Origin of the sequence: Peptoniphilus timonensis JC401 (genome assembly GCF_000312025.1) — a bacterium.
GTDB classification, from domain to species: domain Bacteria; phylum Bacillota; class Clostridia; order Tissierellales; family Peptoniphilaceae; genus Peptoniphilus_A; species Peptoniphilus_A timonensis.
Genome location: NZ_HE978595.1, coordinates 36,904 through 46,618, shown reverse-complemented (window position 1 = coordinate 46,618; position 9,715 = coordinate 36,904). Strand labels below are relative to the sequence as shown.

Annotated in this window: 6 protein-coding genes and 2 pseudogenes; all 8 read left to right on the top strand. The window is 33.3% G+C overall.

Features of this window, described 5'->3' with window-relative positions; all coding sequences use genetic code 11:
* Positions 1 to 1,304: gamma-glutamyltransferase family protein (locus HGPT_RS05570; protein WP_019138847.1), on the top strand; the 1,304-nt coding region annotated here is incomplete at its 5' end.
* An 11-nt stretch (positions 1,305 to 1,315) separates the two neighbouring features.
* Positions 1,316 to 3,307 (top strand): excinuclease ABC subunit UvrB, encoded by a 1,992-nt coding sequence (gene uvrB / locus HGPT_RS05565; protein WP_019138846.1) that lies wholly within the window; start codon positions 1,316 to 1,318, stop codon positions 3,305 to 3,307.
* Positions 3,308 to 3,316: 9 nt separating this feature from the next.
* Positions 3,317 to 6,135, top strand: a pseudogene (uvrA, locus tag HGPT_RS05560) (excinuclease ABC subunit UvrA).
* Between the two features lies 1 nt (position 6,136).
* Positions 6,137 to 6,940, top strand: coding sequence for a L,D-transpeptidase (locus HGPT_RS08700; RefSeq protein ID WP_019138845.1), 804 nt, complete (start codon positions 6,137 to 6,139; stop codon positions 6,938 to 6,940).
* 113 nt (positions 6,941 to 7,053) lie between these two features.
* A complete protein-coding gene (locus HGPT_RS05550; RefSeq protein ID WP_019138844.1) occupies positions 7,054 to 7,911 on the top strand; it encodes a transporter substrate-binding domain-containing protein in 858 nt (285 codons plus the stop codon).
* A gap of 59 nt (positions 7,912 to 7,970) precedes the next feature.
* Complete coding sequence (locus HGPT_RS05545) at positions 7,971 to 8,645, top strand: amino acid ABC transporter permease (protein WP_019138843.1); 675 nt, start codon at positions 7,971 to 7,973, stop codon at positions 8,643 to 8,645.
* Positions 8,638 to 9,360: an amino acid ABC transporter ATP-binding protein gene (locus HGPT_RS05540; protein ID WP_019138842.1), complete on the top strand. Its 723-nt coding sequence runs from the start codon at positions 8,638 to 8,640 to the stop codon at positions 9,358 to 9,360. Before HGPT_RS05545 ends, HGPT_RS05540 begins: the two co-directional genes overlap by 8 nt.
* 110 nt (positions 9,361 to 9,470) lie before the next feature.
* Positions 9,471 to 9,715 (top strand): annotated as a pseudogene (locus HGPT_RS09185) (hypothetical protein); the annotation flags it as partial.

The window sequence follows — 9,715 nt, the reverse complement described above, 5'->3', positions numbered from 1 at the left end:
AGAAGGGCTATGATAAAATGCCAAGCTGTGGAGTAAATGTAATTAATACGCCTGGACTTATTGGTGGAGCAATGAAAATTCACAAGGACTTCGCCACAATGGACCTTGATAAAATTTTTGAATCTGCAATATCTTATGCAGAAGATGGTTTTGCAGTGACTCCACAAATTGCAAGACTTTGGGGAGAAAATGTAGAGAAATATAAAAAATTAAATAGAAGTGAGTTTGACGAATTTTTTAAAACTTTTACTATAAATGGTAGAGCTCCAAAGGCGGGAGAAGTATTTAAGTGTCAAGATATGGCAGAAAGTTTGAGAGAAATCAGGGATAGCAAAGGAGAATCTTTTTATAGAGGAGGTCTTGGACAAAAAATCTCAAAGGAAGTTGAAAGACTTGGAGGTTTTTTAAATTTAGATGATTTAAAAAATTATGAAGCGAGATATGTAAAGCCAATTTCCACTAATTACAAGGGAATAGATATTTGGGAAATTCCTCCTAATGGCCATGGGATTTCTGTTTTAATGGCATTAAATATTTTAAATGATATGGATTTAAAGGATAGAGAAAATCCTGAGACTCTTCACAAAATTATTGAAGCTATAAAATTATCTTTAACTGATGCAAAAGCCTTTGTTGCAGATCCCGATTCAATGAAAATAAAAGTCCAAGAACTTTTATCAGATGAGTATGCAGATAAGAGAAGAAGTGAGTTAAAAGATTTTGCAACTTTACCAAAAGCTTATTCTATAAAATCATCTGATACAGTTTATTTTGCCTCAGCAGATAAATTTGGAAATATGGTTTCAATGATTCAGTCAAACTATGCTGGTTTTGGATCTGGTATTGTTGTTCCAAGAACGGGAATTAGTTTAAATAACAGGGTGGAAAATTTTTATTTTGAAGAAGGACTAGCAAATTCTCTTGAAGGGGGAAAACTTCCTTATCACACAATAATCCCTGGATTTATGACTAAGGATAATGAAGCTCTTGGAGCCTTTGGAATTATGGGTGCTTTTATGCAACCTCAAGCTCATGTTCAAGTTTTGACTAATATGATAGATTTTAATTTGAATCCACAAGCAGCTCTTGATGCTCCAAGAATTATGTGGACTGAAGGTAAAAAAATTCAAGTGGAAGCTGACTTCGACCCTAAAATAATAGATGAACTTAAAAATCTTGGCCATACTGTTGAAATTGTAAATGACTACAAAAGCATGGGCAGGGGTCAAATTATTTTGAAGAAAGACGACGTTTATATTGGTGGAACAGAAAAGAGAACGGACTCCAATATTTTTTCTTTTTAGTAGGTGATTAAATGAAATTTAAAATTCATTCAGAATATAAACCCACAGGTGATCAACCTCAAGCAATCGAAAAATTAGCTCAAGGTATAAAAAAAGGCTACAAGCATCAAAATCTTTTAGGTGTAACTGGTTCTGGAAAGACTTTTACTATGGCAAATGTTATAGAAAAAGTTCAAAAGCCAACTCTTGTTATTGCCCACAACAAGACTCTTGCTTATCAATTGTGTTCAGAGTTAAAAGAATTTTTCCCAGAAAATGCCGTTGAATTTTTTGTGTCTTATTATGATTATTATCAACCAGAAGCCTATGTTCCTGGGACGGATACTTTTATAGAAAAAGATTCTTCAATCAATGATGAGATAGATAAACTGCGTCACTCTGCGACTATGTCACTTTTTGAGAGAAAGGACGTAATTATTGTTGCTTCAGTTTCTTGTATCTATGGTTTAGGAGACCCAATTGACTATGAAAAATTGGCGATTTCTCTTAGACCTGGCATGATTAAGGATAGAAATGATGTCATGAGCAAATTAGTTGACATCCAATATGTGAGAAATGATTATGAATTTAAGCGTGGAACTTTTAGAGTTCGTGGAGATATTTTAGAAATTTTCCCAGCTTCATCATCAGAAAATTCTATTCGTGTAGAATTTTTTGGAGATGAAATAGATAGGATAACAGAAGTAAATGCCTTGACAGGGCAAGTTTTAAATTATCTAAATCACGCCTATATAACTCCTGCGTCCCACTTTGCAACGTCAGAAGAAAAGGTAAAGAGGGCTATTGTGACAATAGAAGAAGAACTTGAAGAAAGATTAAAAGTTTTAAAGGATCAAGAAAAACTTTTGGAAGCTCAAAGACTTGAACAGAGAACGAGATATGATTTAGAAATGCTATCTGAAATGGGATTTTGTTCTGGAATAGAAAATTATTCTAGACACTTGTCTGGAAGAGAGCCAGGTTCAAGACCTTATACTCTTATAGATTATTTTCCAAAAGATTTTCTTACTATAATAGATGAATCTCACCAAACAATTCCACAAATTAGAGGTATGTATAATGGAGATAGAGCTCGTAAAGAAACTCTTGTGGATTATGGATTTAGACTGCCATCAGCATTAGATAATAGACCACTTAGGTTTAACGAGTTTGAAGACATGATGAACCAATGCGTCTATGTTTCAGCAACTCCAGGACCTTATGAATTAGAACATACAGAACAAGAAGTTGAACAAATTATTAGACCTACTGGACTTCTCGATCCAGTAATTGAAGTTAGACCAATTAAAAATCAAATTGATGATATTATAAATGAAATTAATGGAGCAATTGAAAGAGAAGAGAGAGTTTTAATCACAACCCTTACAAAGAGAATGTCAGAAGATTTATCAAGACATTTAAAAGAAATTGGGTATAAGGTAACTTACATGCACTCAGATGTAGATACTTTGGAAAGAATGAAAATAATAAGAGATCTTAGACTTGGCCAAGTCGATGTACTTGTTGGGATAAACCTCTTGAGAGAGGGACTGGATTTGCCAGAGGTTTCTAGGGTTTGCATTTTAGATGCAGACAAGGAAGGTTTTCTTCGTTCTGTCACATCACTTATTCAAACTGCAGGACGTGCAGCGAGAAATGCTGAGGGAAAAGTTATTATGTATGCAGATACAATAACTCCTTCTATGAAAGTAACTATTGACGAAACTTCTAGGAGAAGAAAAATCCAAGAAGAATACAATAAGGAACATAATATTACTCCAAAAACTATAGTTAAAAGTGTTCGTGAGGTAATAAATACCGCCATTGCTGCAGAAGATAGTATAGACTTTGAAGATATAAAAGACGAAGAAAATGAATTTACTAAAGATGAAATTAACGAAATGATAAATGCCCTAAAACCTGAAATGTATAGGGCAGCAGAAGAACTTGATTTTGAAAAAGCTGCTGAAATTAGGGACAAGATAAAGGATTTAAGAGAGAAGAAAAAATCTGCAATCCTTTAAAGAGGTGTTATATTGAAAGACGAAATAATAGTAAAGGGAGCTAGGGTCAACAATTTAAAAAATGTTGATCTTAATATTCCTAGAAATAAATTTGTAGTTTTTACAGGACTTTCTGGATCGGGCAAGTCTTCCCTTGCCTTCGATACAATTTATGCAGAAGGTCAAAGAAGGTATGTTGAATCACTTTCTTCCTATGCAAGACAATTCTTGGGACAAATGGATAAACCAGAAGTTGACTATATCGAAGGTATGAGTCCATCTATTTCCATTGATCAAAAAACTACATCCAAAAACCCAAGGTCAACTGTAGGGACAGTTACAGAAATTTATGATTATCTAAGACTTTTGTATGCAAGAGTTGGTCATGCCTTCTGTCCAGAATGTGGAAAAGAAATTTCTTCTTATACAATTGACCAAATGGTAGATGAAATTATGAAACTAGATGAGAGGACGAAAATTCAAATTCTATCTCCTCTTGTAAGGCATAGAAAGGGTCAACAAAAAAAGTTTTTGAAAAAATAAAAAAAGAAGGCTTTTTGAGAATTGTAGTTGATGGAGAAATGCGTGATATTGGCGAAGAAATTGAACTTGAAAAAAATAAGTATCACGATATTGATATTGTAGTAGATAGAATTATTATAAAGGAAAAAATAGAATCCAGACTTGCTGACTCCTTAGAAATTGCCACAAATTTAAGTGATGGAATAGCTAAAATAAATGTAATTGATGGGGATGACATGATTTTTTCTACAAAATTCGCCTGTCCTCATTGCAATATAATTATAGAAGAAGTTACTCCAAGATCTTTTTCCTTTAATTCTCCTCTAGGAGCTTGTGATGAATGTAAGGGGTTAGGATTTTCCAAAGAAGTTTCAAAGGATTTAGTTATTCCAAACAAGGAACTTTCAATAGATGAAGGTGCCATTGCCTGCTATTCTAACTCTAAGGGAACTTATTATTATGAAATAATTTCTCAAATTGCTAAAAAATTTAAATTCTCAACTAAAGAACCTATAAAAAATGCACCAGAAGAATTTTTAGATGCAATTTTTAACGGCTATAAGGGAAGGTTAAACTTTTCTTTTAATTCCTATTTTTCTGGAGAAAAGAAATACTATGGAGGTCTTGAAGGAATTTTAAAAAACCTAAAGAGAAGATACACTGAATCAAGTTCTGACAGAATGCTAGATAAAATTGACGAATTTATGGAAGAAGTTCCTTGCCCAAAATGTCATGGTTCAAGACTTCGTGATTCATCTCTTGCCATAAAAGTTGGGGGATTAAATATTTTTGAGTTGACAGAACTTTCTATTGATAAATCCCTTGAGTTTTTTAACAATTTAGAATTTACAAAAAATGAAATGATAATTGCAGAAGAACTATTAAAGGAGATAAAATCTCGACTTGAATTTTTAGTAAATGTTGGCTTAGAATATCTTTCACTATCTAGGATGGCTGGGACTTTATCTGGTGGAGAAGCACAGAGAATTAGACTTGCAACTCAAATTGGTTCTCAACTTGTCGGTGTAATTTATGTTCTCGATGAACCAAGTATTGGACTTCATCAAAGGGATAATGCCAAACTTCTTGAATCATTAAGAAATCTTACTGATATTGGGAATACACTAATTGTTGTTGAACACGATGAAGACACAATGTTTGCAGCCGATGAAATTGTGGATATTGGACCTCTTGCTGGAATAAATGGGGGAAGAATAGTTGCACAGGGAACTGCAGAAGAAATTATGGATGTTCAAGAATCCATTACTGGTGCATATTTAAGTGGAAGGAAAAAAATAGAAGTCCCTAAAAAAAGAAGAGACTACACTGGTAAATCCATAAAAGTTATTGGTGCTGGCGAAAATAATTTAAAAAATGTTGATGTTGAATTTCCTCTGGGACAATTTGTCTGTGTAACTGGTGTTTCTGGATCAGGCAAGTCATCTCTCGTAAATGAAATTTTATACAAGAGTCTTGCTCAAAAAATAAATAAATCTAGGATAAAACCAGGTAAACACAAGACCATAGAAGGTCTAGACAATATTGATAAAATAGTTGATATAGATCAATCGCCAATTGGAAGAACTCCAAGGTCAAATCCTGCAACATATACAGGAGCTTTTGATATAATAAGAGATATCTTTGCAAATACTAATGAGGCAAAGATGCGTGGCTACAAAAAGGGAAGATTTTCTTTTAACGTCAAGGGCGGAAGATGTGAGGCCTGCAAAGGTGATGGAATTTTAAAGGTTGAAATGCACTTTTTATCTGATGTCTATGTGCCTTGCGAAGTTTGCCACGGCAAGAGATACAATCGTGAAACTCTTGAAGTTAAGTACAAGGGCAAAAATATTTACGATGTTTTAGATATGACAGTTGAAGAAGCAATCGACTTTTTCCAAAATCATGAGAGAGTTCTTAGAAAATTAGAAACTCTAAGAGATGTTGGACTTTCATATATAAAGTTGGGTCAAAGTTCCACACTTTTATCAGGTGGAGAAGCTCAAAGAATAAAACTTGCAACAGAACTTTCTAAGAGAGCAACAGGCAGAACTCTTTATATTCTAGATGAACCAACTACTGGACTTCATTCAGAAGATGTAAATAAATTAATAAAAGTCTTGGAAGAGCTTGTAGATAGGGGAAACACAGTTATTACAATTGAGCACAATCTTGATGTAATAAAATGTGCCGACCATATTATTGATCTTGGACCTGAAGGTGGAGAAGGTGGAGGAGAGATTCTATTCACTGGAAGACCTGAAGAAATAGTTAAGTGTAAAAATTCTTATACAGGACAATTTTTAAAAGATAAATTGGAGGGCTAATTTGAATAAAATAAAAAAAATTGGAGTTTTTATTTTGGCTGCAAGTCTTTTGCCAAACTTTGTTTTTGCCAAAGGATTTGTGAGACAAAACAATTTTATGGACAAAGCTGGGGTCGAGAGAAGAGATGAGTTAAAAAGATGGCAGGCTAAGATGAATCTTCCTGTAACAGGCGATTTAAATGAAAAGACAAATCAAGCTCTTCACACAGAAAATTATGAAGTTTATGATATGGTCACAAACCCACCGACTAAGGGTAACTGGATTGTTATAAATAAATCGAGAAGAAGCTTAACGCTTTATAAGGGAGGACAATCTATTGGAAAGTACCCAGTAACTCTTGGGACAAATGCAACACCAACACCATCTGGAAAGGGAAAAATTCAGAACAAACACAAGAATCCTGCTTGGGGTGGCATGGGAGGAAAGTACACTCCAGTCCCAGCAGATGATCCAAAAAATCCACTTGGAGAAAGATGGATGGGAATAAGATTAAGTGGTTTTAATGGATATGGAATCCATGGAAATATAAAACCACATCAAATTGGAGGATACTATTCCAATGGTTGTATTAGACTATTTAATTACGATGTAGAAAATTATGTTTTTCCAAATGTAAATGTAGGTGCACCAGTTTGGCTTGGAACAGATAATGAACTTGAATCTTGGGGAGTTTATCAATATTCAAGAGTAAAGAAAAATAATCCTCCTGAAGTTAATAAAGATCTTCCAAAGGAAAAACCAGTTGAAGAAAAAGTTATTAATCCAATAGAAGAAACTCCAGCAGAGGATCTTTTAGAATTTTAATTTAATAAAGTGGGCTTAAATCATTGAAAATCATTAGTTTTTGAGTTATAATGTTTTTTAAAATTGAAGCGAAAGCTTATGATAGCTATTTTTATTTAAAATAGGAGGAAATTATGAAAAAGAAATTTTTAAATATTGCAATTATTGCAATAACAGCCCTGTTATTATTTGGCTGTGGTAAAAAAGAAGAAGCAGCAGAAGACCCTGCTAAAGAAGCCGTTAAAGTAGAAGTTAAAACTACTGGTCCTACAATTGATGCTATTAAAGAAAAAGGAAAACTAGTTCTTGGAACATCAGCAGACTTTCCACCAATGGAATGGACATCTTTCCAATCTGGCAAAGAAGAATTCACAGGTGTTGATATAGCACTTGCAAAAGCAATTGCTGATTCACTTGGAGTTGAACTTGAAGTTAAGAACATGGCATTTGAAGGACTTCTTGGTTCTCTTAAAGCAGGCGACGTTGACATAGTTCTTGCTGGAATGGGTGCTGACGAAGAAAGAAAGAAACAAGTTGATTTTTCTGATGAATATTCAAAGGGAAAACAAGTTTTACTTGTAACTGAAGAAAATAAAGACAAGTACAAAACTTTTGATGACCTTAATGGAAAAATCATTGGTACACAACTTGGATCACTTCAACACAAGTTTGCAACAGAAAAATTTGGAGATAACTGCAAGGGCTTTGACCTAAACAATGTCATTATCGAACAACTTAAAAACAAATCAATTGATGCAGCTTTCTTATCAGAACTTCCTGCTAAGCAATTTGCTTCAATCACTGACGGATTTGTTATTATAGAAGATTTAGGAATTCCAGATGAAAGTGGATTTGCAGTAGCAGTTAAAAAAGGTAACGACGACTTGACAGCAGCTGTCAACGAAGTTGTTAAAGGATTAAAAGATTCAGGCCAAGTAGAAAAATGGTTTGATGAGTATATTGAATTATCCAACAAAGAGGCAATGAAATAAATTAAATATTCCCTACATTAAAATGTGGGGATTTTTTATTTTTAAAATAAGGGGAAAAAATGGGAATTATGAATCAATTTGCTTTCTTAGAGAGGTACCTTCCAACTTACTTAAATGGAGCCGTAACAACTATTGAACTTTCAATAATTGGTGTCATTTTAGGTTTTACACTTGGGGTAATCCTTGCTCTAATGAAAACATCAAAATTAAAAATATTAAATATTTTATCAAGTATTTATATAGAAATTGTAAGAGGAACACCAATGCTTGTTCAAATAATGATTGTGTATTTTGGACTTAAAAAAATTATTCCAGAACAATTTACACTTTTAACTGCACCAATGTTCTTGTGCTCTCTTTCTATATCTTTAAACTCTGCAGCCTACATTGCAGAAATTATAAGATCAGGCATATCCTCAGTTGACGTTGGACAAATGGAAGCAGCAAGATCTCTTGGACTAAATCAAAAACAAGCTATGAAAAAAGTTATCATGCCTCAAGCTATAAAAAATATTCTTCCAGCTTTAGTAAACGAGTTTATAACTTTAATCAAAGAATCGTCAATTACTTATACAGTAGGTGTTGGAGAATTAATGTATGCAGGTAAAAGTATTTCATCGGGAACTTTTGAACTAGTAAGACCCTTTATATTTACAGCTTGCATCTACTTCATCATGACATTTAGCCTTTCAAAGGCCATGGGAGTACTAGAAAGGAGACTTGCAAATGATTAAAGTAGAAAATCTTACAAAGTCCTTTGGCGAACTTGAAGTCCTAAAGGGAATAAATCAAGAAATAAAAGATGGAGAAGTTGTTGTTGTAATTGGACCCTCAGGTTCTGGTAAATCAACATTTTTGAGATGCTTAAATCTTTTGGAAACTCCAACAAGTGGAAAGATTTTTGTAGATGGAGAAGAAATAACATCTAAGGAAATTGACATAAATAAGGTTCGTGAAGAAATGGGAATGGTATTCCAATCCTTTAACTTATTTAACAATTTAAATATCTTGGATAATATCACCCTTGCTCCAACACTTGTTAAGAAAATGGAAAAAGAAAAAGCAGAAACAAGGGCAAAAGAATTACTTGAAAGAGTTGGACTTCCAGATAAGGCTGAGTCCTTTCCAAAATCCCTATCTGGTGGACAAAAACAAAGAATTGCAATAGCTAGAGCCCTTGCAATGAATCCAAAAGTTATGCTTTTTGATGAACCAACATCAGCTCTTGACCCAGAAATGGTTGGTGAAGTCCTTGACATAATGAAGGATCTTGCAAAAGAAGGAATGACTATGGTAGTTGTAACTCACGAAATGGGATTTGCAAGAGAAGTTGGCGACAGAATTTTATTTATGGATGGCGGCTATATTGTAGAAGAAGGAAGTCCAGAAGAAGTTTTTGGAAATCCACAAAATGAAAGAACAAAGAGCTTTTTAGCAAAAGTACTTTAATCTAAATAATTTTTTATAGAGATGGCTTAGGAAACTAAGTCATTTTTTATTGCATTTTTTATCATAGAAAATAATTTTTGATGATATAATCTTTTTAAGGAGTGAGTGTGATGAAGCCTTTAATGAAAAATTTAATTATTCTTTTTGGAGTTATATTTTTAGCTCTTGTCTTCTTTGGAAGGAGTAGCTACAAGTCTTACAGTGATGGACCAAAAGCTTTAAGTCATAAGGAAATAAAAGTAGATGAAAAAAATTACGAATCCAATAAAAATTTTGAAATTTTAGAAGTGCCTAGTGACAAGAAGAAACAAATGGAAGAAAGTCTTGGATATGAAATTTCAGATATAAAATACAT

Coding starts and splice junctions, on each gene's coding strand:
- uvrB (WP_019138846.1), top strand. CDS start 1,316: ATGAAATTTAAAATTCATTCAGAATATAAACCCACAGGTGATCAACCT.
- HGPT_RS05550 (WP_019138844.1), top strand. CDS start 7,054: ATGAAAAAGAAATTTTTAAATATTGCAATTATTGCAATAACAGCCCTG.
- HGPT_RS05545 (WP_019138843.1), top strand. CDS start 7,971: ATGGGAATTATGAATCAATTTGCTTTCTTAGAGAGGTACCTTCCAACT.
- HGPT_RS05540 (WP_019138842.1), top strand. CDS start 8,638: ATGATTAAAGTAGAAAATCTTACAAAGTCCTTTGGCGAACTTGAAGTC.